Annotated in this window: 22 protein-coding genes, 1 tRNA gene and 2 pseudogenes; 15 read left to right on the top strand and 10 right to left on the bottom strand. The window is 57.3% G+C overall.

Annotation, left to right across the window (positions count from 1 at the left end; genetic code table 11):
- The first annotated feature begins 119 nt into the window (after positions 1 to 119).
- From K0A93_10980 to K0A93_10920, 13 genes are read left to right on the top strand one after another with little or no spacing between them, the layout of a single operon-like run.
- The gene (locus K0A93_10980; protein MBW6512613.1) at positions 120 to 1,175 is read left to right on the top strand and encodes a carboxypeptidase-like regulatory domain-containing protein; all 1,056 of its coding nucleotides are present in this window, start codon (positions 120 to 122) and stop codon (positions 1,173 to 1,175) included.
- Positions 1,169 to 3,004, top strand: coding sequence for a PQQ-binding-like beta-propeller repeat protein (locus tag K0A93_10975; GenBank protein MBW6512612.1), 1,836 nt, complete (start codon positions 1,169 to 1,171; stop codon positions 3,002 to 3,004). The genes K0A93_10980 and K0A93_10975 overlap by 7 nt, the downstream gene beginning before the upstream one ends.
- Positions 3,001 to 5,457 carry a hypothetical protein gene (locus tag K0A93_10970; protein ID MBW6512611.1) on the top strand — a complete coding sequence of 819 codons (2,457 nt, stop codon included), beginning with the start codon at positions 3,001 to 3,003 and terminating at the stop codon, positions 5,455 to 5,457. Before K0A93_10975 ends, K0A93_10970 begins: the two co-directional genes overlap by 4 nt.
- Positions 5,454 to 6,533 carry a DUF4198 domain-containing protein gene (locus K0A93_10965; GenBank protein MBW6512610.1) on the top strand — a complete coding sequence of 360 codons (1,080 nt, stop codon included), beginning with the start codon at positions 5,454 to 5,456 and terminating at the stop codon, positions 6,531 to 6,533. The genes K0A93_10970 and K0A93_10965 overlap by 4 nt, the downstream gene beginning before the upstream one ends.
- On the top strand, positions 6,533 to 7,723 hold the full coding sequence (locus K0A93_10960) for a right-handed parallel beta-helix repeat-containing protein (GenBank protein MBW6512609.1): 1,191 nt from the start codon (positions 6,533 to 6,535) through the stop codon (positions 7,721 to 7,723). The genes K0A93_10965 and K0A93_10960 overlap by 1 nt, the downstream gene beginning before the upstream one ends.
- 4 nt (positions 7,724 to 7,727) lie before the next feature.
- Positions 7,728 to 8,753 (top strand): hypothetical protein, encoded by a 1,026-nt coding sequence (locus tag K0A93_10955; GenBank protein MBW6512608.1) that lies wholly within the window; start codon positions 7,728 to 7,730, stop codon positions 8,751 to 8,753.
- Entirely contained in the window at positions 8,728 to 10,104 is a 1,377-nt protein-coding gene (locus tag K0A93_10950; GenBank protein MBW6512607.1) for a right-handed parallel beta-helix repeat-containing protein, read from the top strand. Before K0A93_10955 ends, K0A93_10950 begins: the two co-directional genes overlap by 26 nt.
- A gap of 38 nt (positions 10,105 to 10,142) precedes the next feature.
- Positions 10,143 to 11,171, top strand: coding sequence for a hypothetical protein (locus K0A93_10945; GenBank protein MBW6512606.1), 1,029 nt, complete (start codon positions 10,143 to 10,145; stop codon positions 11,169 to 11,171).
- Positions 11,172 to 11,184: 13 nt separating this feature from the next.
- Positions 11,185 to 11,496, top strand: a complete 312-nt coding sequence (locus tag K0A93_10940) for a DUF3467 domain-containing protein (protein MBW6512605.1) — start codon at positions 11,185 to 11,187, stop codon at positions 11,494 to 11,496.
- Positions 11,496 to 12,359, top strand: coding sequence for a right-handed parallel beta-helix repeat-containing protein (locus K0A93_10935; protein ID MBW6512604.1), 864 nt, complete (start codon positions 11,496 to 11,498; stop codon positions 12,357 to 12,359). The genes K0A93_10940 and K0A93_10935 overlap by 1 nt, the downstream gene beginning before the upstream one ends.
- A gap of 34 nt (positions 12,360 to 12,393) precedes the next feature.
- Entirely contained in the window at positions 12,394 to 12,999 is a 606-nt protein-coding gene (locus K0A93_10930) for a hypothetical protein (protein MBW6512603.1), read from the top strand.
- A gap of 51 nt (positions 13,000 to 13,050) precedes the next feature.
- Positions 13,051 to 13,965 carry a DUF362 domain-containing protein gene (locus K0A93_10925; GenBank protein MBW6512602.1) on the top strand — a complete coding sequence of 305 codons (915 nt, stop codon included), beginning with the start codon at positions 13,051 to 13,053 and terminating at the stop codon, positions 13,963 to 13,965.
- Position 13,966: 1 nt separating this feature from the next.
- Positions 13,967 to 15,529 carry a 4Fe-4S binding protein gene (locus tag K0A93_10920; protein MBW6512601.1) on the top strand — a complete coding sequence of 521 codons (1,563 nt, stop codon included), beginning with the start codon at positions 13,967 to 13,969 and terminating at the stop codon, positions 15,527 to 15,529.
- A 68-nt stretch (positions 15,530 to 15,597) separates the two neighbouring features.
- Here the strand turns inward: K0A93_10920 and K0A93_10915 are convergent, their stop codons facing one another.
- The 8 genes from K0A93_10915 to K0A93_10880 form a co-directional block, all read right to left on the bottom strand.
- The gene (locus K0A93_10915) at positions 15,598 to 15,978 is read right to left on the bottom strand and encodes a desulfoferrodoxin (protein MBW6512600.1); all 381 of its coding nucleotides are present in this window, start codon (positions 15,976 to 15,978) and stop codon (positions 15,598 to 15,600) included.
- 161 nt (positions 15,979 to 16,139) lie between these two features.
- On the bottom strand, positions 16,140 to 16,454 hold the full coding sequence (locus tag K0A93_10910) for a cytochrome c family protein (GenBank protein MBW6512599.1): 315 nt from the start codon (positions 16,452 to 16,454) through the stop codon (positions 16,140 to 16,142).
- A gap of 175 nt (positions 16,455 to 16,629) precedes the next feature.
- Positions 16,630 to 16,705, bottom strand: a tRNA-Thr gene (locus K0A93_10905).
- A 333-nt stretch (positions 16,706 to 17,038) separates the two neighbouring features.
- Entirely contained in the window at positions 17,039 to 18,097 is a 1,059-nt protein-coding gene (locus K0A93_10900) for a low specificity L-threonine aldolase (GenBank protein MBW6512598.1), read from the bottom strand.
- 88 nt (positions 18,098 to 18,185) lie between these two features.
- A complete protein-coding gene (locus K0A93_10895; protein ID MBW6512597.1) occupies positions 18,186 to 19,283 on the bottom strand; it encodes a KamA family radical SAM protein in 1,098 nt (365 codons plus the stop codon).
- Between the two features lie 35 nt (positions 19,284 to 19,318).
- Positions 19,319 to 19,774 (bottom strand): DoxX family membrane protein, encoded by a 456-nt coding sequence (locus tag K0A93_10890; GenBank protein ID MBW6512596.1) that lies wholly within the window; start codon positions 19,772 to 19,774, stop codon positions 19,319 to 19,321.
- A complete protein-coding gene (locus K0A93_10885; GenBank protein ID MBW6512595.1) occupies positions 19,771 to 20,280 on the bottom strand; it encodes a rhodanese-like domain-containing protein in 510 nt (169 codons plus the stop codon). Before K0A93_10885 ends, K0A93_10890 begins: the two co-directional genes overlap by 4 nt.
- Positions 20,277 to 20,585, bottom strand: coding sequence for a SlyX family protein (locus tag K0A93_10880; protein ID MBW6512594.1), 309 nt, complete (start codon positions 20,583 to 20,585; stop codon positions 20,277 to 20,279). The genes K0A93_10885 and K0A93_10880 overlap by 4 nt, the downstream gene beginning before the upstream one ends.
- Positions 20,586 to 20,608: 23 nt before the next feature.
- Between K0A93_10880 and K0A93_10875 the strand changes: the two are divergent.
- Positions 20,609 to 20,815, top strand: a pseudogene (locus tag K0A93_10875) (helix-turn-helix domain-containing protein).
- 27 nt (positions 20,816 to 20,842) lie between these two features.
- A pseudogene (locus K0A93_10870) lies at positions 20,843 to 21,017 on the top strand (hypothetical protein).
- A gap of 106 nt (positions 21,018 to 21,123) precedes the next feature.
- Here K0A93_10870 and K0A93_10865 read toward each other — a convergent pair.
- Together K0A93_10865 and K0A93_10860 are read right to left on the bottom strand one after the other, a co-directional pair.
- Positions 21,124 to 23,181 carry a cytochrome c3 family protein gene (locus K0A93_10865; GenBank protein MBW6512593.1) on the bottom strand — a complete coding sequence of 686 codons (2,058 nt, stop codon included), beginning with the start codon at positions 23,179 to 23,181 and terminating at the stop codon, positions 21,124 to 21,126.
- Positions 23,178 to 25,568 carry a hypothetical protein gene (locus K0A93_10860; protein MBW6512592.1) on the bottom strand — a complete coding sequence of 797 codons (2,391 nt, stop codon included), beginning with the start codon at positions 25,566 to 25,568 and terminating at the stop codon, positions 23,178 to 23,180. The genes K0A93_10865 and K0A93_10860 overlap by 4 nt, the downstream gene beginning before the upstream one ends.
- Positions 25,569 to 25,984 lie beyond the last annotated feature (416 nt).

The following is a 25,984-nucleotide window of genomic DNA, read 5'->3' as shown; positions in this document are numbered from 1 at the left end:
TCCATTCCATTCCACCGATTAGAGCGGGTCGCAGTTGCGACCCGCTTTTTCGTGTTCAGGGAAAGTGATCAACCGATTTGACCATTATTGGTCACTCAAACGGTCAATTGGAATGAATCATGCTAACCACAGAGCCAATGAAAAATATCGCCATTATCTCCATAGTGATCGTATTGTGCTCCTGTGCTCTGGTCGACAGGGTGCCGGAGGGGGCCGTTGTTTCCGGTAAGCTCACCAGCGCCTCCCAAAGCGTGGCGGCCTCTGTCGATGCCTACCCTGCTGCTGTTACGACCTTGCGCGGGCTCGCGCCGTACCGGGTGGCGACCGCCACCGACGGTACTTTTCGGTTGCATCTCCCGCCGGGTGATTACTATCTGCTGGCGCGCGGAGAAGAGTCTTTTGCCTATTATGGCCGCAATCCGGTAACCGTTCCCGCCGCAGGGATAACCGAACTGAACGTCGGTCTGGTTTCGTCTTCGCGTGATGTTATCCTTCCGCTTGAACCGTTCGCGACCACCGGAGTGGCGGGGGTGGTCACTCATCAGGGGGTGCCGCTGGGCGGGGCAATGGTTTTTGTTTATACCGATCTGACCAGTCAGCTCAAGGGCATGGGGTATCAGATTGCCGGCCCGACCGATGCAGAAGGTTATTTTGAAGCAGAACTTCCCCCCGGAACCTATTATCTGCTGGTTCGTTTGCGGCGCGGAGCACAGCAGCTCGGACCGTTGCGCGCCGGTGATCTCTACGGTTATCATGCCGACAATCCATTGACTGTTCATGCCGATCAGGTCGCTCGGATCGGCATCGCACTGCTCGAAGTTCCGGACAAGGTCGAGCGCTATGCGGAACACCTCTTCGGCGATACGTCATTGCAGGGGCAAATTGTTGATGTTGCAGGCAATCCGGTGGCGGGGATGCGGGCGATACTTTACGCTAACGCACAAATGCTTAATCGCCCGCTCTTTGTGTCGCAGCCGACCGGGGCAGACGGGCGGTTCATGTTATCCTTTCCTCACGGCGGCACCTATTATCTGGCGGCCCGCAATACCCTCGGCGGGGCACCCGGCCCGGGTGATCTCTATGGCGTTTATGATGGTACCCCCGACCATTCCCTGTTGATCGACAAGGGTCAAACCCGCACGGATATCCGTCTGGTGGTGGAGGAGATGTGGTAGTGCGGCTGCTTGGTATCGTCGCGACTTTACTGCTGAGTGGCTGTCTCTTTACCGGTGTGCACTCCCCTCAAGTAACGCATTTTAAATCATTGACGCTGACCGATGATGCGATCTGGAGTGGTTCGATCATTATCGACGGAACGGTCAAGGTAGCAAAAGGGGCTACGCTGACCATTCGCCCCGGAACCGATATCGCCTTCGTCCGCCGCGATGTGAATCGCGATGGCCTCGGTGATGCGGTGCTGGTGGTGGAGGGGGAGCTCCAGGCGATCGGAACATCCGCTCGCCCGATCCTTTTTCACAGTGCCGAGGCGGATCCACAACCGGGCGACTGGCTCGAATTACGGGTCGATTTTTCGCGCAATGTCGAGTTGCGTTACTGTGAAATTCGTGATTCCGCCTACACCCTGCACGCACATTTCACCCGCGGGATTGTTGCGGACTGCACCATTCACTTTAACATTGATGGTTCGCGGTTGGGGCAGGCCAGCTTTGTTCTGCGCAATAATCTGATTGAAAACAACCTTGGCAAGGGGGTTAATTTTCGCAACTCGACGGTGACCCTGGAGCGCAATATCATTCGTTACAATGGCACTGGAATCTTCCTCTTTGAAACCGATCGTGCGTATACGATTCGTGACAACAACCTCTACGGCAATCAATGGAATTTTCGTCTCGGTGATTTTTTTGCCAATGATGTGGCGCTGAGTGACAATTGGTGGGGAGACGCTGACCCGCAGCGTGCTGCCGCCACAATTTTTGATCGTCGTCAGGATCCCGCGATCGGCACCGTGACGTTGTCTCCGCTGACCACGTGGGTGCCCGGCAGCGGGCCACGTGACCGGTTGACATTCGAGCCGCGATGGACGGTGGAAACCGGCGGGTTTATCGATGCCCCACCGTTGCTGGCAAAGGGCACTCTCTTTGTTGCCAGCTGGGATGGCAGCCTTCAGGCGCTGGATCTGGCGGGGCAGCGGCGCTGGCGAATTGACAGTGGTGATGTGATCGATGCGCCATTGGCGGTTGCTGAGCAGCGGATCTATCTGCACAACTGGGGACGCGAGGTCCAGTGTCGCGAGCGCGACAGCGGAGCACTGCTCTGGTCCTTTAGCTATCCGCAATCGGTGGCGGACGATCATCGTCAGGGGGGGGTGGTGTTGGCTGGTAACCTGCTGCTGGTTCCGGCGTGGAACGGGATCCTCTACGCGCTGCACGCCGACAGCGGCGCATTGCTCTGGCAGTACGCCGCCGGGCAGCCGTTGCGGGCGATGCCGATCGTTGCTGCAGGGCGTATTTATCTCACGTCCGCAACGGGACGGCTGGTGGTTCTCGATCTTGAAGGCAAGGAAGTCTGGGCTGCTGCGCTCGCCGCACCGCTCCTCAGTTCCCCGTTGCTGGGCGCAGCGGGGCCGCTGGTGGTCGACCGCGAGGGAACGGTCACCGCCTTCACCTTCACTGGTGAGCGCCGCTGGTCACGAGCGCTCGGCGAAGTGTGCTACTATGCTGCGCCGGTCGCTGACGATCGCGCCATTTATGTTGCCACTGCCGCGGGTGGTTTGTGGAAACTTGACTCCGCCGACGGCACAACGATCTGGCGCAGCACGTTGGGTGGACCGGCATATGCGACGCCGCTGCTCAGTGGACGGCGTCTGTTTCTGGCCCTTAACGATGGTCGCCTGCTGGCCGTCAATGCTGACAGTGGTGATGCAATAACGACGCTGTTGATTGGCGCACCGGTCCAGAGTATTCCACTGCTGCACGACCGCCAACTCTTTTTCGGGGCACGTGACCATCGCTTGCACAGCGTGCGGATCAACGAATCACCATGACAACTACACGTAACATGACCGCCCCGAGCCGAAAAACCTGTTGGGGGCTTTTTTCCCTGTGTCTTGCCACCCTGATGTACGAACTGATCCTGACACGGATCTTTTCGGTGCTGATGTGGTACCATTTTGCTTCCATGGCGATCTCTCTGGCGCTCTTTGGTCTCGGCACGGCGGCGCTGGTCGTGTACCTGCTGCCGCGCCATTTTCCGACGTCGAAAGCCAACCTGCTGGCAGCGCGCTGCGCGGTGCTTTTCGGCCTCTGCGTCGCCTTTTTTTTCGGTCTCTTTTACCTCTTTCGCTGGTCACCGCAATTCGGCTTCAAGGTTCTGTCCTTTTTCCATCAGCCCTTTTATCAACCGTTTCAGCAGGGATTTTACGATAAAGGGGTGCCAGGGGAGCTGCTGCTGGTCCTTGCCGCCCTCTACCTGCTCACCGCCTTGCCTTTTTTCTTCAGCGGCCTGGCGGTGACCATGTTGTTGTCGCGCTACGTGGAGCATATCAACCGCCTCTACTGCTGGGACCTGCTCGGTGCCGGGACCGGCTGTTTGCTGATTATCTTGTTGTTGAAGCTGGTCGGCGGGGTTACGGCGTTACCGTTGATCGCAACGATCGGCCTGCTGGCCGCCGCTCTGCTGACCCCTGCGGGGGGCGGACGCATGCCGCGCGTGGTGCTTGGCGGCCTGCTCTGTACCTTTTTGCTGTTGGCCGCAGGTAACTACTGGAACGGTTTTGCCGATATCCGTTTTGTGCGCGGGCGCTACGAACCGAATCTGCTCTGGAGTTCGTGGAACTCCTTTTCACGGGTTGCGGTCTATCCGTCACAGAGTCAGGAGATGGGGCAGGCGTGGGGGCTGTCACGAACCTATCGCGGACCGGTTCCCGAGCAGCTCGGTATGGTGGTGGATGATACCGGCTACACCACCATGTATCGCTGGAACGGTGATGAGGGACTCGATTTTTTCCGCAATAACGTTATTGCCCTGCCGTATACCCTCAAGGAACATGCCCGCGGCCTGGTCATCGGTCCGGGGGGAGGGAAAGATGTTCTGGCGGCGCTGAGCATGGGTGCCGCTCACGTCACGGCGGTCGAAGTCAACCCGCTGATCGTCGAGGCGGTTAACGAGGAATTCGGTGCCTTCACCGGCCAGTTGTATCAACGTCCCGAAGTCCGGGTGGTGATCGACGAAGGACGGAGTTTCATTCGCCGCTCTGCACAGCGCTACGATGTGATTCAGGCCTCGGCGGTCTTCGGACGGATGGCCCCGGCAGCGGGGGCCTTTACCCTGTCGGAAAACAATCTCTATACGCTGGAAGCCTTTCACGACTACTGGGATCATCTGACCGATGACGGAATTCTGACTATTTCACGGTTTATTTTTGAGCGCGAATCGTTACGTCTGGTCTCCCTCGGGCTGGCATTGCTGAACGATCTCGGTGTTGCTGACCCGGCGCAACATATCGCTGTGATCAAGGAGCGGGGACTGGCCAACTTCATGCTCAAGCGTTCACCCTTTACCGTTGCCGACATTGCGCGACTCAAGGAGGAGGCGCGCGACAAGGCTTTCCAGATTGTGCTTTTGCCGGGGCAGACGGCGGGGGATGGCCCTTTCTGGGAACTCCTTTCTTCAAACGGCAGCGAGGCATTCTATCGCGATTTTCCGTTTAATGTGCGCCCCACCGACGACAATAATCCATTTTTCTATTATATGTATAAACCGGTCGATTTTATTCGACTTTTCACCTTTTTGGAGCAAAGCAATTTTGAAGACCGGGCGGTGCTGATCCTGCGTAACCTGCTGCTGGTGGTGACGGTGCTGGTCGCCCTCTTCATCGTCGCGCCGCTGTGGTTGACCCGCCGTAGCGACCTGGCGCGCAGCGGTATGGCACCGATCGGTTACTTTGCCTGTCTCGGTCTCGGCTTTATGCTGATCGAGATCGGTTTGCTGCGACGCTTTATCCTTTTTCTGGGGCCACCGATCTATTCACTGGCGGTGATTCTTTTTTCATTACTGATCTTTTCCGGCCTCGGCAGTTTGCTTGCCGGACGGATAACGCGCGGTCGTGAGCGACAGATCCTGCCGCGCATTCTCTTGGCACTGGTTTTGCTCTTCAACCTGTATATCTTTGCTTTGTCGCCGGTCCTTGAAACGTTGATGGGCAACACCATTCTCTGGCGTTGCCTGATCGCAACCCTGTTGCTTGCTCCGCTCGGCTTGCTGCTCGGTATGCCGCTGCCGCTGGGGATGCGTCTCTTTCACGGAAATGATGCGACCGGTGTGCCGTGGAGCTGGGGGATCAACAGTGCAACCAGTGTCCTTGGCGCTATTCTGGCGGTGGTGATGGCGATGAACTTCGGTTTTAATGTCACACTGCTTGGCGGTGAAACAGTTTATCTGCTGGCTCTGGGCTTGGTGCTGGTGGTCAGGCCGACGCTGACGACGGAATCTTCATGATCCGATTATCCCGATTTTTCACTTTAATCTGTGGCGCGGCACTGCTGCTTGCCGCCTGTACCCCTTCCGGCGAAAGCGGCTTGAGCGGGACACTGTTGTTTGCTGACCAGCCATTGTCCGGCGCCCAGGTTGAAATCTATCTCAAGGCGGAAAAGGATCGCTCGACCCAGCCGTTTGCGGTCACCACGACCGATAACCGTGGGCGTTTCCGGTTGACACTGCCCAGCGGGAACTATTTTCTGATCGGCAAACTGCGCCACTATGACCAGTCCGGGCGGACGCGGATGTTGATGGCGGAGTGTCCGGCCAATCCGCTCACGGTGACCGACGGTTTGCGCGAGATTGCCCCGTTCAGTTTGCGGGAGATGGGGCGTGACGGTCAGCTGGTCGCTGATCCCGACACCGGGGTGAGCGGACGGGTTACCCTTGCCGGGCAGGCGCTCAAGAATGCCTACGTTTATGTTTACAGTGAGGATGCCGCCGGGATGATGGGACCGTCTTTCGGGGATGCGGTATTGACCGATAGCGCCGGTCGCTTTGACATTCCGCTGCCGGCCGGAAAGTTTTTTCTTGCCGCGCGCAAGCGTGCCGACGGGGCGCGCATGGGGGAGCCTCAGGCGGGGGATTACAACGGGATTTACGTGGGCAACCCGTTGCGTCTGGAGCGCGGCAAGACCCGCGATATCGGTGATTTGGAACTGAAAGTTGTCAGCGCCACCCAGCGTGCCGCGCGCCTCGGTCAGGGGAAGTTTGCGGCGACCGGAACCGCGCTCAGCGGGCGCATGGTTGACAGCGATGGCGCGCCGGTGGCGGGCGTTTATGCGTTTGCCTATCTTGACAGCCGGATGGTCGGGAAACCGACCTATATCTCGACACCAACCGGTGAGGATGGCCACTTTACGCTTCATCTCGGAAGCGGCGGCACCTATTATATCGGCGCTCGCAGCACCTTTGGCGGGCCGCTGGAACCGGGGGAATGGGTAGGAACCTACGATCAGCGCCCTGATCATGGCGTCGCGGTGGCCGATGGAAAAACCACCGTCCTTGGTGGGCTGACCGTTCGTGAGGTATGGTAATGTCTCGCCCCCTGCTTTTGTTGATCTTGCTGTTGCTGCCGCTGCCCGCTGCGGCGCTGACGATTTCGGTCGATACAACCTGGCGCGGCGAACGGAACCTGCACGAGATGGTTCGCGTTGCCCCGGAAGTGACGTTGACGATTGCACCGCACAGCATCATTCATTTTTCCGGTGGCGGGTTGGAGGTTACCGGTGTGCTGCGGGTTGAGCGGAGCCGGATCGACGGTTCGGGGTGGAGCGGGATCGAGTTGAAAAATTGTGATCAGCGCACTGTATTGCGTGATAGCGTGATCAGCGGAGCACGTACCGCTGTGCTGATCGGTGGCGGAGCGCCGCGTCTGGAACGACTGATTTTGACCGACAATGACGTCGGCGTAGAGGTTCGGCGCAAGGGTGCCGCGCTGATCACGGCCTGTGTCTTTGAAAAAAATCGCAAAGTTGGGCTGTTCGTTAAAGATGAGGCGATTCCGGTGGTTGAAGATTGTCGCTTCAGTGCGAACGGCAAGTACGGCGCATATATTTACCGGGCCGTTCCGCAGCGCTTTGTTGGGAATCAGTTTGCGGGGAACCCGACCGGGCTGATGATTGCCTACTACGGCAGCGATGCGCAGATCAGCGCTAACTATTTTACGGCCAACGGGGTGGCGATCGAGGTTGATCGTGCGGCTCGCCCGGTACTGCGGGGGAATCGACTGACCGGTAACGAAACCGGGATTCGCCTTTACCGACGCTCCGACGCACAGATCAGCGGCAACCTGCTGGCGCGTAACCGGATTGCAATTTCGGTTGGTTATTCTTCTTATCCGGAGATCAGCACCAACGATTTTATTGCCAACCAGAAGGCGTTGGTCCTGGAATATCAGTCTTCGCTCTGGGAGCGCGAGCGGGGCAGCTCCGAGCGGCAAAGTGTCGCGAATCAACAAGGTGCTTTCGGGCGTAAAGCGGGGACACCGGTCAGTGAAGCAGAGCGCCGACCGCGTTTACTGGACGGCAAGGTGCAGGCAATCAATAACTGGTGGGGCGAACAGGGGACTGCCGAATTGGCGCACAGTGGCGCGCAGGGCAACCCTTCGTTCATCGATGATGGCCGTGACACCCCGACTTTCGCTGAGGGGGGGAAGGACTATCCCCTGGATATCGTTGTTTTTACCCCCTGGCGGACGCAAGCCGCGACCACTTTGCAGGAGTAATCGCGTGAAACAGCTTGTTTTTTTCGTCATTTTTTTAGGGCTGACGCAACCGCTGTGGGCGGCGAGCGGCGTTAAAGGGCGTGCGGCCTGGCGCGGCGAACTGGTTCCCGGGGTCAGTGTGCGTGCTTATCGCGCGGTAGCCGACATCGCTCTGGGCAAGGAGGTCGGTCGCGCCGAAACAACGGCACTCGACGGCACCTATCAGCTCGATTTGCCGCCCGGTGAATATTTTCTGACCGCCCGCGATTACCCCGCTGCTCCGCAACCGGGGGACCACTTCTGTTATTACAGCGGCAGTCCGGTGCGGGTTGTGGCGGGGCGTTACACCAATGTCGGCTTCAACCTGATTCGCGTACCGCAAGAGGCTCCGCCGCAACCAGGGACGCGCTCCGCGATTGAAGGGGAAATCACCTTCCAGGGGAAGCCGCTCGAAAAGGTTTATCTCTACGTTTATAACGACCCGGAAAATGGTTTCAAGGGCCCGGGTTATCTGGTTCACCCGGTTGAAAAGGGGACCTTTCGTTTGCGTCTACCGCCCGGTGACTACTATCTGCTGGCGCGAAAACGGCTCAAGGGCGGACGCTACGGCCCGATTGAAATCGGCGATTATTTTAATTACTATTATGGCAACCCGGTGCGCATCGAGGCGGGGGAAGTGCGTGATATCCATATCGAGACGATCACCCGCTTGTCAATGCTCGAAGCCGACGACCCGGTGCCGTTCCATGGTGTGCGCGGGGTGGTTCACGGGGGGGGCAAAGAGCCGGTCGCGGGGATCTATGTCTTCGCCTACGCTACGGCGACGATGACCGGCACGCCTGATTATTTTTCCGCGCCAACCGGTGCCGATGGCCGGTTTGAACTGCCGCTTCCCGGTGACGGCCCCTACCACCTGCTGGCCCGGCAGGAATTCGGCGGACCTGCCACGAACGAATTTTACGGACGGTTGGCGGGGCCCGGTCTGCGCTTTGATGCGCAAACAACGACCCATGAGGTGACGATCAATGTGGAACAGCTTGAGTCGCGCTAATCTGGTTGGGGGTGTGCTGCTGGCGCTGGTGCTGCTCCCGGTGCTTGCCGTTGCCGCCGCGCCGCAAACCCTGACGGGAAAAACCGTCTGGCGCGAGCAGGTGCAGCTCACCGCGAGTGTTATCGTTCCGGTCGATGCGGAGTTGCTCGTCGCACCGGGCACAACGATTGTGGTGACCGACCCCAACGTGAAAATTACCGTGCAGGGACTGTTGCGAATTGATGGCCGCAGCACCCGGCCCGTCATCTTTCAGACTCCGCCGGGATGGTTGGGGATCGATTTTTACGGGCGTGGCAAGGGGCCCCATGTTGTGACCTATGCCGAGTTTTCCTCTGCAAAGGTAGCACTATCGACGATCGAAACAGAACTGCTGATTCGCAACTGCCGTTTTCACGACTGCGAAACGGCGGTTAAATTGCTGCGCGAGACCAAAACCCTGATTGAGGATTGTACCTTTACGGATAACAACATCGGGGTTGACGTGGAAATGAAATCGCGGCCGACAATTCGCCACAACCGTTTCAGCGGACACCGCAAGGCCGCCATCATTGCATCGCATGGCAGTTTCGGACCGATCAGTGGCAATACCTTTGAGAAAAATGAACAGGCGATCGGCCTGATGCAGAAGTACACCGACGAACTCAGTAACAACCGCTTCGTTGACAACAAGGTCGGCATCTATTGCAACCAGACCCAGAGTACACCGCTGATCACGCGCAATTATTTTTCCGGCAACGACAACGCGCTGGTCAATTTTTCCTTCTCCTATCCGCAGGTCGAAGATAGCACATTCATTGCCAATCAGACCGCAGTGCGTAATGACCAGTTCGGCTCTCCGGCGATTACCCACAGCCTGTTTCGTGACAATCGCCTCGCCGTTTATAACTATCGCAAGGCGAACCCGACGCTGAAAAAAAATCTCTTCGAAAAGAATGATGTGGTTCTTTTCTGCGATTATTCATCGTATCCGCAGGTGAAAGATAACCACTTTATCCGCAATCGCCAGGTGGTTGAACTCGGTATTTTTCAGAGCGCTGACTGGGAAAAACGTTCCGGGTCAAAGGGGATCGTTATGGAGCAGGCGCAGGCGCGGCGCACCCAGAACCCCCTGCTCGCCAAGGCCCCGACCGAATTTACCGATTACGTTGATGTCAGCGGCAACTGGTGGGGGGACGACACCGCGCAGTTGGCCGCAGTGGGCGACGGCAACAGCGCGCTGTTCTTCGACCGTCATGACAAACCGACCGTTACTTATGAAGGGTTCGGGCCGGAGAGTTACGTGCTTGATATTGTGCGTTTTCGTCCCTGGCTAAAGAAACCGCTGGCGGAAATCGGCCCGCGAGGTAAATGATGCGTATCTTGGCAAGGGTTATTTTTTTGTGCGTCCTGATGACTTGGCTGGGCACGACGGCCAGTGTGGCCGGTGCGGCCAACAACGGGATCATCGAAGGGCGGGTGATCAAGGGGGATGAGCCGGTAGCGGGAATGACGGTGGCCGCCTATGGTAGCCTTGATTACAGCACCAGGCCGCTCGCGACGACGCTCAGCGGCGCAGACGGCAGCTATCGTCTGGAATTGCCTGCGGGTGTTTATGCCGTGTACGGTCGCCTGGCCGCTACCGGACTGTTTGCTTTCTGTGGGAGAAATCCGGTCACGGTGACAGCACAGGCTTCCACCTGGGCGGGATTGCAGGCGGTGACGATCCGACCGGCAACCAGCCAATTGTATGCTGATCCCTACAGTGCGGCGATCGAAGGGCAGGTACTGGCGGAGGGCAAGCCGTTGGCTGATGCTTACGTCTACCTCTACCTTGACGTGGCGGATGATCTCAAGGGGCAGGGTTACCGCCGGTCACCGCCGACCGGGAAAGACGGCTTCTTCGCCTTTGATGGTCTGCCGGAAAGTGATTATTTTCTCGTCGCCCGCAAACGGTTGGCGGGGGGGCAGGTCGGACCGGTCATGGCAGGAGACTGGTCGGCCATCTATACCGCAAATCCACTCACCGCCCTGGCGGGGAAGACGGCGGTTGTCACCTTGTCCGCCATTCGCAAGACCCATGCGGCGGCGGGGAGTGAAACGTTCAGCCGCCCCGGCGGCGCGCTGGTGAAAGGGCGGGTGCTCGACAGTGCCGGACATCCGGCGGCCGGGGTCCATGTCTTCGCCTATACCGAGCGGGTGATCGGGCACAAACGTCCGGCGGCGTTGAGTGCGCCACTTGGCGCTGACGGGACGTTTGTGCTGAGTCTGCCCGCAGCCGGAAGGTACTATCTCGGTGCCCGCGAAGAGTACGGTGATTCACCGTTGCCGACGGAACGGTTCGGCATGTACGATAACAGTGCCGACCACGGTCTTGAGGTTAGCGCAGGCGCTGTCGTTGACAATATCACCATTGTCGTCGAGCCGGTTCGGCTCGATTGAAAAGGAGAGAGACGTGAACGAGAAGAAAAAACCGGAAGTCAAGGAAGTCAAAATAGACATCCAGCTCGATGAAGAGATCGCCCAGGGGGTCTATGCCAATCTGGCGATGGTCAATCACAGCGATGCGGAGTTTACCCTTGACTTTATCTTTGTGCAGCCGCAGGCGCCCCGCGCCAAGGTCCGTTCGCGGGTGATTTCATCCCCGGCTCATATCAAACGACTGTTGCTGGTCTTGCAGGACAGTGTCGCCAAATACGAGCAGCAGTTCGGCACCATCAACCTCAATCACCAGGTCGCCGCACCGGAGGTTGAAGGTTATCACTAGTGAAGAGCCGTTTTTCTCTTGTTGCCTTTGTTTGCGCTGCACCGCTGTTGCTCGGCAGCTGTCTGGGGGTGCGTCCGCAGCTGATCGATGAAGATTTGACGATTGACAGCGCCGTCGTCTGGTCGGGGGAGATTCTTGTCCGGGGCGTGGTCACGGTCAAAAAGAGCGGCACTTTGACCCTCCTGCCCGGCACGCGGATACGTTTTGAGCGCTTCGATCGGGACGGCGACGGCATCGGCGACGGGGAGATTATGGTCGAGGGGGAATTGATCGCTGTCGGTACCGCCGCCGCGCCGATTGTCCTCACCAGCGCCGCGCCAAATCCGCAACCGGCCGACTGGAAATATCTCTATCTCGACTTTGCGCGGAAAGGGGAGGTTGCCCACCTGCTCTCCGAATATGCCTACAGCGGGATTCAGATCCACTTTTGTGCCGCCCGGGTGGTCGATTCGATCTTTCGTTACAACGTTGACGGGGTGCGATTTTCAACCGTCAGGCTGGAACTGTCGGGGAATCGTATCTATGAGAACACTCACGGTTTGCGCTACGAAGAACGACGGGGAACGGCGCAGATTCACCACAACGATATCCGTGACAACGAGATCGGCATCTTTGTCGTAACGCGTGCCGAGAACAGGACCGTGATCGAACAGAACAACATCGTTGGCAGTCGTCGTTATGCGGTCAAAATGGGGTTGAATCAGCACGCTGACATCAGCCTGCCACGCAACTGGTGGGGAACCACCGATCCCGCCGTGATTGCCGCATCAATCTTTGACCAGCGCAGCGATCGTGCATTGGGGCGGGTTCATACCCCTGAGCCGCTGGGCGCGGAAATCGCCCTGCACCCTGAGTGCCGCTAAGAAAATAACAGATTATCAGCAAGGAGGTTCGCTGATGGGTTACATCAGAACAGCGGGAAAAATTATTTTGACAGGATTGGTTCTGCTTGCCTTTCTGTCGGCGAGTGCGTGGGGCTGTGTTGGCAAGACGTTGGTGATCGGTGCCAGCGGAACGCTCCAGCAGGAGATCCTGGCCGAGATGTTGGGTCTGCTGATCAGTGAGCGTACCGGAACGACGGTCAAGATCGTCAGCTATCCGTCGCATATCGATACCCATCAGGCGCTGCTGAAGGCCGATATCGATCTGTACGTTGAGTACACCGGTGTTGGTCAGGTGACAATTCTCGGACGCGCACCGCTGGCGGACGCCGCTGCTCTCTATCAGGCGGTCAAGTCGACCTACAATCAGGAGTTGAATCTGATCTGGCTCAAGCCCCTCGGATTTGAAGCCAATGGGGTCGCACCGGAGGGTGTTCCTGCCCAGGCAGCACCGGTCGTCCGTAAAGATACCTTGAAAAAATTTCCGGCGCTGGCGCGCCTGATCGACAAGCTTGGCGGTGCCATTGATGGCGAAGCGATGGCAGGGCTGGAAAGAGCGGCGGCCGCTACGTCGCCGCGCGAGGCGGCCCGGAAGTTTTTGCAGGCAGGACGTTTTATCTGAATTGAGCCCGGTGATGTTGTCTGGCAGATCAACGGGGTAAAGGAAAGCACCATGCTTGATCGTCGTGAGTTTATTCGTCAGTCATTGCGTGCTGCGCTGTTGAGTACCGTGGGCGGTGCGGTGCCGATTCTGGCGCTCCCCTCCCGACCGGTGTTTGCAGCGGAAGGGTCGCTGCTGGCGGTACGCACCGGGAAGAATATCGAGCAGCTGGTGATCGATACCCTGGCGGCGCTCGGCGGGATGGAGAACTACGTCAAGCGCGGCGAGACGGTGGTGGTCAAACCGAATATCGGCTGGGACCGGACCCCGGAGCTGGCGGCAAACACCTCCCCCGAATTGGTTGCCACGCTGGTCACGGCCTGTCTCGAAGCGGGGGCGAAAAGGGTGCGGGTGTTTGATCGAACCTGCAACGATCCACGGCGCTGTTATGCCCAGAGTGGCATCGCCGCAGCGGTTGAAGCACTGCGCTCCGAGCGGGTGACGGTTGAATACATGGATCGTCGTGCCTACCAGAAACTGGTGATCAAAGATGGTCAAGAACTGCGTGAATGGGAGTTCTATCAGCCCGCGCTGGAAGCTGATCGGTTGATCAATGTGCCGATTGCCAAACATCACTCGATTTCAAAACTGACCCTCGGGATGAAAAATATTATGGGGGTGATTGGCGGCAATCGCGGCGTCCTGCATCGCAATATCGCCGCGGCGCTGTGTGATATCAATCTGGTCGTTCACTCCGATCTGACCGTCATCGATGCCACCCGGATTCTGGTGGCCAACGGTCCGCAAGGGGGGCGAGCGGAGGATGTCCGGCAACTCGACACGCTGATCGCGTCCCCTGACATTGTCGCGGCCGACAGCTACGCGGCAACCCTCTTTGGCTTTCAACCTCACGACATTCCGACCCTTGCCGCTGCCGCCAGGCGTGGTCTGGGGGGGATCGACCTGGCCCGGATGCGGCGGGTCTGAGATGCTGCGTACCAGCCGTTTGCGCCGCTTGCGGCAACTATCGCAAAGCGTCTGTCTGGCCCTCTTTGTCTGGCTGTTCTGGCAGACCGAATATCGCGGACTCGATGAACTCCCGTACCCGGTCAGTCTCCTCTTTCGTCTTGATCCGCTTGCCGCGTTGGCAGATCTGCTGGCACCGGGCGGTTTTGGCTGGGCATTGCTGTGGCCTGCGCTGCTGCTGGTACTTCTGACCATCCTGCTGGGACGGTTTTTCTGCGGCTGGATCTGCCCGCTTGGCGCCACCCTCGACGGGTGTGGGGCGCAGCTGTCGGCGTCTGGCCATGCCGTCGATTATCGCTGGCGACGGGTCAAATATCTGTTGTTGATCGGCCTGCTCGGCGCGGCATTCTTCGGTGTCCAGCTCCTCGGTCTCTTTGATCCATTGGCGATCTTTTTGCGGACGCTGACGCTGGCAATCTACCCGGCTTTCAACCTGATCCTGAACGCCCTGTTCGATCTCACCTACGCCCAGCCGGTGCCTCTTGTTGGTGACGCGGTCAATCGATCTTATCCGTTTTTTCGTGATCACCTGATGGCCTTTTATCAGCCCTATTATCAACTGGGAGTCTTTACCCTGCTGGTCTTTGTGGCGATTCTGCTGCTGGAAAAAATTGAGCGCCGGTTCTGGTGCAAAAACCTTTGTCCGCTCGGCGCGCTGCTCGGACTATGTAGTGGCCATGCCCTGTTGCGCCGCATACCGGCGGGAGCCTGTAACGACTGCAAGGTGTGCAACAGTGCCTGTCGCATGTCCGCAGCGGATGAGTCGGGGCAGCACAGCAGCGAATGTGTGCTGTGTCTCGATTGTCTCGATTACTGCCCCCATGAGCGCGTCGACTTTGCGTTCCGGCAACCCTCCGGGCGGCGGCCGGGGGTCGATCTGACCCGGCGCGGGGTCGTGGCCTCGCTCGCTGCCGGAGCTCTGTTTGCTCCGGTGGTACGTGCCACCCCGGCAGCGGTCAAGCTCGATTCTTATCTCTTGCGCCCTCCCGGAGCGGCGACAGAAATGGAATTTTTACAGCGCTGTATCCGTTGCGGCGAGTGTATGCGCGTCTGTATCGGCGGTGCCCTCCATCCCGCCCTCGGTCAGGCGGGCCCGGTCGGTCTGTGGACGCCGCTTTTGATCCCGCGTATCGGCTATTGTGAATACAACTGCACCCTCTGCGGTCAGGTCTGCCCGACCGGAGCGATCAAGCGGTTACCGCTGGAGCAGAAGCGCCAGACCGTGATCGGTCTGGCGGTCTTCGACAAGAACCGCTGCCTGCCGTTTGCCAAACATGAAGAATGTCTGGTTTGTGAGGAACACTGTCCGACCGGGTCGAAGGCGATCATCTTTGCGGAGCAGGACGTGTTAGTCAACGGCGAGACACGCCGCATCAAGATTCCGCAGGTGGTGGACAAACTCTGTATCGGTTGCGGGATTTGCGAGACCAAATGCCCGGTGGAGGGGACGAGCGCGATCCGGGTGATCAATCAGGGCGAAAGTCGGCGCAAGAGGGACGTGACGGTGGCGGATGGTTACAGCTGAGCGTTTGCTGAATTTTGGCGAGAAATTATAAAGCGCGGCGGCCACAGTGAGTGGCCGCCGCGTGGTCTTTAAGCTTTGGCTGACCAGTGACCATGCAGGTTGCAGAACTCACGCGCGGTAACTTTGTTTGCCTTGATCTGAAAGGTAGCGGTCGGTGCATCGCCCGGTTTCAGGAACTGGGTGTAAGCCTTGCCGTCCGCCAGCAGCTCAATCCACTCGATGTAATGTTCCTCTTGCATCGGGTGCGCGACACTGCCGATGGTGACCTTATAGCCGTCCGCAGTTTTTTCGATCACCGGGACATGTTTTTCCTGTGCGGCGTCAGTGGTGTTTTCACTTTGCAGTACCATTGCCTGATTACAACAGGCAAGAGCCCCCTTCCCCGCATGAACCACTTCAACAATATTCCCGCACACCGAGCACTTGTAAATCTGTAATTTTTCGCTCATTTATCTACCTCCTGAGTTGGCGTTGAATGATTTAAAATCGACGCGGGAAATTGTATCATAAATCTGTACCAGTGCAATGTGCGACATAATGGGCTCCACACAAACAAAAAGGCCCCCTTTTCGGGAGCCTTTTTGTTTGCTCAGTAATAAAATAAAGCAATCTATTTTACGTGACATTCCTTGCAGCCGGTCGGGCCACCCATTTTTTTGTGACAGTTCTTGCACTGCTTGTGATAAGCGTCTTTCGCTTTGGGCGCTTTGGTGCCGTCGTGACAGGTGGAGCACTTGGGATCGTCAGTCCCTTTGTGGTGACATGTGTTGCAGTCCGAGACTTTCCCCTGGTGTGCTGCATGCGGGAACGCAACATTGCCCGTTTTTGCTTCAAAGGTTATGTCGGCAGGACCACTAGCAAACGACGTCAGCGAAAAACCCGCAACAAAAACGGCCACCGCAACAAGTACCAACAGTTTTTTCATGTCATTGACCTCCAAAAGATTAGAATGGTTGAATTTGGGACAGTTTATGCGTTGGCCGATCTGCTGTCAAGAAAAATTTGTCTTCGTTAATGGTGATTTGCTGCGGGCTTTGGTGGGAGGGTAGATAAAACAAAGCAGGGATTCGTCATGCTCCGAATCCCTGCTTTGTTGATAGTGGAGCCGCTAATCCGAATCGAACGGACGACCTGCTCATTACGAGTGAGCTGCTCTACCGGCTGAGCTATAGCGGCGTGCAAGCGATGCAGTCAGGGTTCGAATGATTAGCATAATCCGCAGGGGGATTCAACCTAATTTTGATGGCATCGCAAAAAGTCCGGCCTCCGGCGTTACGCTGGTTTTTCAGGACCTCGACCTACCTGATGTAGGCCTTCGTCCCTGAAAAACACCAAGCCTTGCAGGACGAAATTTTTGCTTGGCCATCTCATTTTTTTTGCGAGTGCATCAATTCTGAATTCTCCTGCGTGGTAATTTGATCAGTTCGTCGCCAATTTAATAAAAACCTGCCGGTTTGCACGCTGTCCGCTCCGATTGCCGCCCATTCCCAATCATTAAGCGCCCGCGTTTCAGGCGGGCGTTGGTCTTGCCGCCAAAGCAGTAACATCGGCGACAAAATCCGCGATATCTGCCTCCGTTGTCTGCCACGAACACATCAGCCGTGCTTCCCCGCTACCGATAAACGTATAAAACTTCCAGCCGCGCACGCTCAATCCGGTCAGCAATGTTTGCGGCATGCGGACAAAGACGGCATTTGCCTCAACCGGGTGGACGACCTCAATCTCGCTGCAGCGGTGCAGTTGCTCCGCCAGTTTCCGCGCCATGGTGTTGGCGTGAACGGCGTGGCCCAGCAGTGCACCACTCTCCAGCATACCAACCCAGGGCGCGGCCAGAAAACGCATCTTGCTGGCCAGTTGCCCGGCCTGCTTGCAACGGTAGTCAAACTCCCTGGCCAGCTCCTTGTTGAAAAACACCACCGCTTCACCGACCGCCATGCCGTTTTTGGTGCCGCCGAAGGTCAGCACATCGACCCCCGCCTGCCAGGTCAGCTCCTTCGGCGCGACCTGTAATGAGGCCACAGCGTTGGCGAAGCGTGCGCCGTCCATGTGCAGGCGCAGGTTAAAGCGCGCCGCCGTGTCTTTTACCGCGTGCAGTTCGTTGACCGAATAGACGCCGCCGATCTCGGTGGCCTGGGTGATGCTCAACACTTTCGGTTTCGGGTAGTGGATATCGCTGCGCCGGGTCACCGTATGCGCTACGGCGTCAAGGTCGACCTTGCCGTCGCGTCCCGCTACGAGGAGGATTTTGACACCGTTGGAGAAAAATTCCGGCGCACCGCATTCGTCAGTTTCGATATGGGCCAGTTCGTGGCAAATAATGCTGTGATATGACTGACACAGCGCGGAGAGCGCGAGGGAGTTGGCAGCGGTGCCGTTGAAGACGAAGAAGACCTGACAATCAGTCTCGAAAAAGTCGCGCAGCGCATCGCAGGCTTTGGCGGTCCACCAGTCATCACCGTAGGCATCGGCCGTCCCTGAATTCGCATCATGCATCGCCTGCCAGGCTGCGGGGCAGATTCCGGCGTAGTTGTCGCTGGCAAACTGGTTTTTGATGATCGGTTTGGTCATGATGTGGCTCCTTGGCACTTTTGGTTGTTCACCACCCGTTCGCGGTGCTCACTGGAGATCACGAAGAACACCAAGTTGATCATCCCTTTTATGCGTTTTTTTCGTGAGCTTCGTGGTGAAATATTTGCCCATCTTTGGAGAGCCGCGCATCTTCAGCGAAGCACAATGTTTCCCCGTCCGGGGTCAACAACCGGATGCACCCGTCAGCGCTGCGTTCATAGGCTTCCGGGGTGATCGGCAACTTCCCTTTACCGCCAGGCAGATCGACCACATAGTGCGGAATTGCCAGCCCCGAAAGCGTTCCGCGCAACGTTCTGAGGATGCTGATGCCAGTTTCGAGCGGGGTGCGGAAATGCCCGACTCCGCGGGCCAGATCGACATGATGCAGGTAGTAGGGCTTGACGCGAATTTTGAGCAAACCGCGAAACAGTTCCGCCAGCACGGTCGGATCATCGTTGACGCCCTTGAGGAGCACTGTCTGGTTGCCAAGCACAACGCCGGCGTCGGCGATCTGGTTACACGCTGCGATAGTTGCCGCGTTCAGTTCACGTGGATGATTAAAGTGGGTCAGAAGGTAGAGTGGCGGATAGTTCTGGAGCAGGGTACAAAGGCGCTCGGTGATGCGTGATGGCAACGTCACCGGAAGCCGCGTGGCAAGGCGGATGATCTCGACATGTTCGATCCGCCGCAATTTGTCGAGCAACTGCTTGAGGAGCAGGTCGGGGAGGAGGAGCGGATCACCGCCGGAGAGGATCACGTCCTTGATCGCCGGGGTACGCGCGATATAGGCGATGGCGTTGTCGAGTTCGCCGAAGGTGTACGACATGGCGCGGGTGCCGACCTGACGCTTGCGGGTGCAGAAGCGGCAATAAACGCCACAACTCCCCGAGACCAGCAGCAGGGCTCGGTCGGGGTAACGATGAATAATCCCCGGAACTGGCGCATGTTCCGCTTCGGCCAGCGGGTCGAGTGGCGCGCCGTCGTCAATCAGCTCCGCCGGATCAGGGACGCACTGCCGCCAGATCGGGTCGCCCGGCGCCTTGATCAGCCGCAGATAATGTGGGGTGATGCTTAAGGGGTAGCGTTCGATCACTGGCCGCAAGGCGGCTACATCAACTGCAAAATGAGCGGCGAGTTGGTCGGCGGTGGTAATTGCCTGTCTGAGTTCGAGTTGCCAGTCTTCCATGGAGATATCTATCCGCTCAACGCTCGTTGCTTGAATTATGAATCTGATTCCTTCTCCGTCAAAGACTTTTCGCGGGCATAGGTGTTGCGCAGATGAAAAACAAAATGAGCCAGGACCAACAGCAGCACATTGCGCAACAACGCCTGCTGTGGAGAACTCTGAATGCTCGGCCCGAAGCAGCCGCAATCGATCTCCAGGCCGCGCGCCAGCACCGACAGGAGAATGAGGATGAAAAAAATCAGCATCCCGCCGATCGTCAGCGACGCGGCGCGAACCCGGCGGTTACAGATCAACAACAGCCCGGCGATCACCTCGATATAGGGGAGGGTGGCGGCGGCGAGATAATTCCATTGGTAGGGGAGCAGTTCGTAGCGGGCGATCTGCCCGGCGAAGACCGGGATATCGTTGATCTTGAGGATGCCAGCGTAAATAAAGACAGCACCGAGGAGCAGACGGCAGAGGTGGTAGGAACATTGACCCGTCCGTTTCATGGCTCGCCCCTTTCGATAGCGAACCCGGCGTCGCGCCACTCGGGGACTCCGCCCTCAAAGACCATCACCTGCTGATACCCCTGTTGCAATAATATCTGCCCAAGATCGAAGGAATCGGGACAACCGTAGCCGTTGCAGTAAATAATCAACGGTCGGTCGGACGGAATGTGTGCGCTGAAAGCATCAAGCCGCGCGTCAATCTCTGCCAGCGGCAGCGAAAGTGCGCCCGGCAAATGCCCGGCGTTAAAGAGTTCTGCAATCCGGGCATCAACCAGTACCGTGTCTGGCGTTGCGTTGCGCACGTCGGCCAGCGAGGCCGGTATGGGGAGTCTCTCCGCATTGAGCGGCACTTCACGCGAGGGTGGCGGGGGCAGTTCCCCTTTGAAAACAGCGCCGACCAGCGGGTAATTGAACGTCAGCCCGAGGAGAATGCCGCCACAGACAATCACCAGCGCTTCGAGGATCACCCGGCGCAGGTTGCTGTAATCGAATTTGAGCAAGGTCATTCGTCGGGGGACTCCATCGATTCGGGCGCCATTCCGGCAAGCATTTCACTCATGCGGCGGTTATCCCGCTCCAGTCGGTCGATGCGGTCGCGGCACTCGATGACGATGGTATTCAACTCGTCAAGTTGCAGCTCCTGATGGGCAAAACGGGTCTCCAGGTCAATAATACGTTCAATGATTTCGTTCATCTTCTGCTCCTTGATTGAGCGCCATGCTAGCAGATGTTCGGGGATCCCGCAATCCTCCATCATTGTCAGCAACACGTAATATGTCCGGAGTTGTAGCACAACATCTGTCCGGTTCATGATGGTCTCTACAGGAGGCCCTTATGAAACCGACAGCATTACTACAGGAGATCCGGAAAATGCGATTTGGTGAAACTTTCAGCATCTGGACCGAGGGTCGTATTACCCAAGAAGAAGCGGCCCATATGCTTGGCGTCTCGTCCCGCTCCTTTCGACGCTATATCGATCGTTACAAGGAAAACGGGATCGACGGCCTTATTGACAAGCGGCTATCTCAGGCTTCGGCACGCAAGGCTCTGGTCGATGAAGTACTGGCCTTAGCTGAGCGCTATCAGGAGCTCGATCTCGATGCTGCAGCGCCGCCTGCGCCTCGGCTACAACCGCGCCGCGCGCATGATCGAGAAGATGGAAGCGGAAGGGATCGTCGGCCCGTCGGACGGCACCAGCCGGCCGCGCGAGGTGTTTATCAGCAAGATTGGTGGGGATGAGTAGAAAGCACCCCCGCAGGGGATACTTTCTGGGTGCTTGCACACCATAAGAAAACGGGAGCTGACTCGAAATCTCAGCTCCCGTTTTCCTGTTCCTCTTACAGTCGCAATTACCAGGGGGTTACATCGTTCCAGCCGTCACCATAGCCCGGACTCCAGCCCGCACTGTTGTTTCCAGCCACCCGATGGCAATTCTGGGCGGATGTCGTGTTCGACCAGGTCCGTAGCCAGTTGTCAGGGGAACTTGTTAAACTCAGAGTAATTTTATTATTGTTCTGATTGCCAATTGAAGGTCCACCATCATCGGCATTCTCATCCCAGGTGTTGTGTCTGGTATCGAGGCAGTTAGTAATCATCAGTCGTGGCAACCGCGAGGCGTGCGGGTTATGGCATTTGGAGCAGGAGAACTTGTGGTACTGCGAATCAACCGTTGCTTCGTCCACGCTCGCGCCCCATTCGTAAAAGCTACCACCATAAGGTTGTGTGGCTTTCGAGGCTTGGCTGCCGTCCATGCCAGGGGCATGTTGGAATGAGCGGCCATCGGTTCCACGGAAACCGTAACCGACACCCGAACCATGGTTTGCATAACCCATGTCCGGCTTCGCCCCTTGTGTGTCAACACCGCTCGGCGCCCGGTCGCTGGTATAGAAGATATTGGCAGCGTTGACACCAGTCCCCCCTATCACAGCATTGGAGTGGCCGTTGCTGCCAACCCAATCGTCGCTGGCCGTGCCAAACTGGTTCATGTTGTCTACATCAGTACCGTGACACAAAGTACACAGGCCCGCTGATGAAGCCAAGGTCCAGCCCGTGGTCGGGCCCCCATTGTTCTGGTCGATCTGGTAGCCGCCGTATTCGTTATTGAGCACAGAACCGCGCGGCACCGGCCCCCATTCGTACTGACCGTAAACCGTCCCGCTCTGCGGCGCTCCGTCCTCAAGGTACGGGTTGCCCATCCAGTTGCCACGCAAGTAAGGCGGCCCAGAGGTCGTATCGCCAGTCGCCAGGTTCAGCTCATGCACGTCATGACAGTAGGAGCAGCGGATATCCTCTACAGCGTCCAGACCGGGAGACAAAACCTCGCTGTTCACCGAATGCGTCGACTGGATGGCACCGGACTTGTAGGAAAACAAGCTTTGTGCACTGCTCCAGGTGGCGACGGCAAGACCATCATCGCTGACCCATTGCGGAGCAGTCGCCCCGGATAAGGTTCCAGTGTTGTAATTGCTGCCAGCACCATTGGTGTCAGTGTTCAAGCCCCATTCTGAAACCCCGTAAGAATCATGGCAGTTCCAGCAGATCTCAGCCTCGGTAAGACCGACCGCATTGTAGATACCTCCACCACTGTTCCCCAGAGAGATCCCGCCCGTTCCGTAAGAGATGCCAACAGTGTTGTAATTCGTAATCAATACTGTGCCGCTGGTATGGTCCGTATGGCAGTTCTCACAGGTAAATGTTACGCCGACACTGTTGTATATCGTATTTGTTGAATGGGGGCTCGAAACGCTGATCGCTTCAGCACCGACACCGGTGCCGTCGTGACAGGCCCGGCAATCCCCCGCACCGGCAAAACCGCCGTCATGGCCATGACAGGCCGAGCAGTCCTGGTCGGCATTGTGCGTCTCGCCATGACAGGCATTACATACGCCATTGATACCCGGAACCCTGTTGTAATCGTCAATCGCAGTGTTGTAGACCACCTCCTTCAACGCCCCGAGGCCGGTCGCCACCCGCTTTTCACGAATCTGCGGCGAGAGGAGGCTCACAGGTGGACTGCTGTTGTAGTCTTTGAAAAGACCAACCAATTTGATGTTGTAGGTTCCGTCACGATTGGTTAGACTGGTTTCCTCGCCGTTGTTGTGAGAATTGTGGCAATCGTTGCAGGAGATATAGCCAACCTCGGCCGAGTCGACCCCGGCCAGGTTGTGCGTCATGACCGTCAGGGTGGAAATCCCGCCCGGGCCATGACAACTCAGACAGAGTTCTTCGGGGTTGGAAGAGATATCTTGCAGTGCCCCTCCCGCAGAGGAATGAAGATTATGGCAGGTCGCGCAGCCATCGTAGTTTAAATGCGCCTCCAACAAAGCGTATGCCGGCCAGACAAAGCCCAGGACGAGAAGAATGGTGACCAAAGAGACTTTGCATCTATCCACAGGTGAATATCTCATGGCAAAAGACCTCCTTCCGGAATCACCTCGACCCTGTTGAGCAGGTTATTGGTGACATACAAAGTCTGCGTCAGGGGGTCGATCGCAACGTCCAGCGGCAACCGCAGCGGAATGTCACCCGTGCCGTAGCTGTAAGGCTCTAGGTAACCGGGCGCATCGGGTTTTTTACGTAATACCAGCACTTCTCCGCGCAGGCTGTCGGCAAGGAAGATCTCGCCGTTGGCGTTGACCGCCAGCCCCTGGGGACGGGAAAAATCACCGGAAATCGTCTCAACATAATTGCCATTCAAATCATAACGCCAGATGCCTGCATAATATGTTCCTGGACTCATCATGCCTCCTCCTTCGGTGCCGACACCAAAATCGGAGACCAGCAGCGTGTTGCTGTTCGGGTCGATGGCGATCCCGGTCGGGAAGTGCATCCGATCCTGGCCAAAGCTCCGGAGAAAAGCGCCATCGGCAAGGTTATAAACGCGAACTTGTTTGTTGCGGGAATCCGTCACGTACACTTGATCGCTAACAATCACCAGGTCATTGGCTGTGCCGAATTCACCGATCCCTGAGCCCAGCAGATACAAAAGTTGACCATCATACGTATAGCATCCAACCGCACCTGGCACATCCAAACCAACGAAAACCCTGTTAGAGGCAGCCCCGATCGCCGACATCTTCCTGTTGGCCTGAATGGCCCCCTCCCGCTGAGTAGAGTCAGGGTTAAATATCGGGATATTGCCACTATTAGAGGAGCTGACCAAAAGCTGCCCGGTTGGCGCCAGGGCGATCCTTACCGGACTGAACACAGAAATTGAGTAAGGTTGCCCATTATAAGAGATATTGACTATCAACATCGCGGAACTTGCATCCCCGTCTTCATCTTCAATGAAGTAGCGGAAAGATTCCATCAATCCTACCGGAGGCACATCCCGGCTGGGCGGCGTATAGCTGTAGGTCCCATCGGAGTTAACGGTCAGGGATCCACCGCCAGTCGTCGTGAACGCGCTCCCCAGTGAGATCGCTGTCCCACCCTGGTCGGCTGAACTCACCGTGGCAGGGGCGTCCCCGGGATCGTCGTTCGTCAGCACGTTACCGGTTACCGCCGTGCCCCCTTCGACCGCCGATACCGTGTCGTCCACGGCAGAAGAAAGAAGGTTCGTGTTTTCAACCTGAATCGTCAATCGTGCGGAAGCGGCATCGCCGTCCTGATCCGTTACCGTGTAGTTGATCGTCTCAACCAGACCGACCGGAGTAACCGTCCCCAAGATTGGCGGCGTATAGCTGTAGGTCCCATCGGAGTTAACGGTCAGGGATCCACCGCCAGTCGTCGTGAACGCGCTCCCCAGTGAGATCGCTGTCCCACCCTGGTCGGCTGAACTCACCGTGGCAGGCGCGTCCCCGGGATCGTCGTTCGTCAGCACGTTGCCGGTTACCGTCGTGCCCCCTTCGACCGCCGATACCGTGTCGGTGATCGCGATCGGCAACAGGTTCATTTTCTCGCCGGTTCGGGCGAAATAGACCTCTTTCGCGACATCAAGGGCAACAGCAATGGTGCCCGCCACGATGTCGGCGAGCAGACCACCGGAAACGGCCTGGCCGGCGGCAAGGGCTCGCTCGAACTCGGAAACCGTCAGCTGGCAAAGCCGAATCGATGTGGCCAGCCTGTCATCCAGCGAAAAATCCGGACTGACCTCAGCGAGGAACTGCGACAAGAGCTGCCCGTCCAAGGTGTCCTGAACCAGGCTGACCGCATCTGCGAAATAGGGGAAGTTAGTCTCGTAAGGATTTACCTGGTCAATGAATTTGGGGATCTCCAGGAATATGAGATAGACCCCGGCGGCCAGATTGGCCTGAAGTAACTGCAGGGCCTGTTGATCGATTTTGCCTCCGGCAGCGACAAGCCCCTGCATGGGATCCCGGAACAGACCGTCTCGCTGCAGTCCCGGCAAACCAGAATTATCAAGAAGAGTGATAAGTTCGTCCGGGGTTACCTTGTTGGCGAGGATCGTGGTCAGCGGCGAGACGACAAACGGTCCCTTCTGCCCGGGATCGACTCGACGCAACAGTATCCCCGTATAGGGCATCCCACCGTGCACACCTCTTGCCGAAGCTTGCAGCTTTATGACGGAACCGACTGAGATTTCATCGGGAAAGTAAAATCGGCCCTGACTGTCGGATCGCGTCGAGTTCGCCTGCAAGACAGCTTGGCCGTCTGCGGCCACCTCTTCGAATAGTGCACCAACAATATACGGATCTACAGCGATAGCTGCATTCGATCCGGACGAGTTTTTCTTGAAATCTGTGGAATCCCTGTCAGCACAGCCGGTCACCATGCTTAAAAAAGCCGCCGCCAACATCCCAAGGAACACAAAGAACAACCTGCGAAAGACCATGACCGTTCTCCAAAATGATGATGAAATTTGTACTGACCAAATAGAAGCCGTGAAAGTAATTCCTGAATCAGTGAGTTTAAAATAGTATATTTCCTCAGGTTCTTTCGGTCCGGGAAAACAACTCAGACGGACGGTACGACACTTAAAATGACTCGCGAAAATGACACCGAGAGGAAAACCAGAGATGCGAGTTGCTACCTCACTGATTCAGGGCCGAGATTCGCGCATTACGCTATTTTCATAAGAAGACCTCCATCTTCAATTGTAACTGAATATAGTTAGTCTGTAAATCCTGAATCAGTGAGAGGCAAGCTCGCACCTCTCAGGTTTCACCCGCGAAGTCATTTTCGCGAGGGATTTGCCGCTTAAATCCGTCAACCGAGGTTGTTTGGTCGGTCAGACGGAACCGTTCTTTG

Source organism: Desulfuromonadaceae bacterium (genome assembly GCA_019429445.1).
In the GTDB taxonomy this organism is placed as follows: domain Bacteria; phylum Desulfobacterota; class Desulfuromonadia; order Desulfuromonadales; family JAHYIW01; genus JAHYIW01.
The sequence above is the reverse complement of the archived record's forward strand: the minus strand, read 5'-3'. Positions and strand labels throughout refer to the sequence as shown.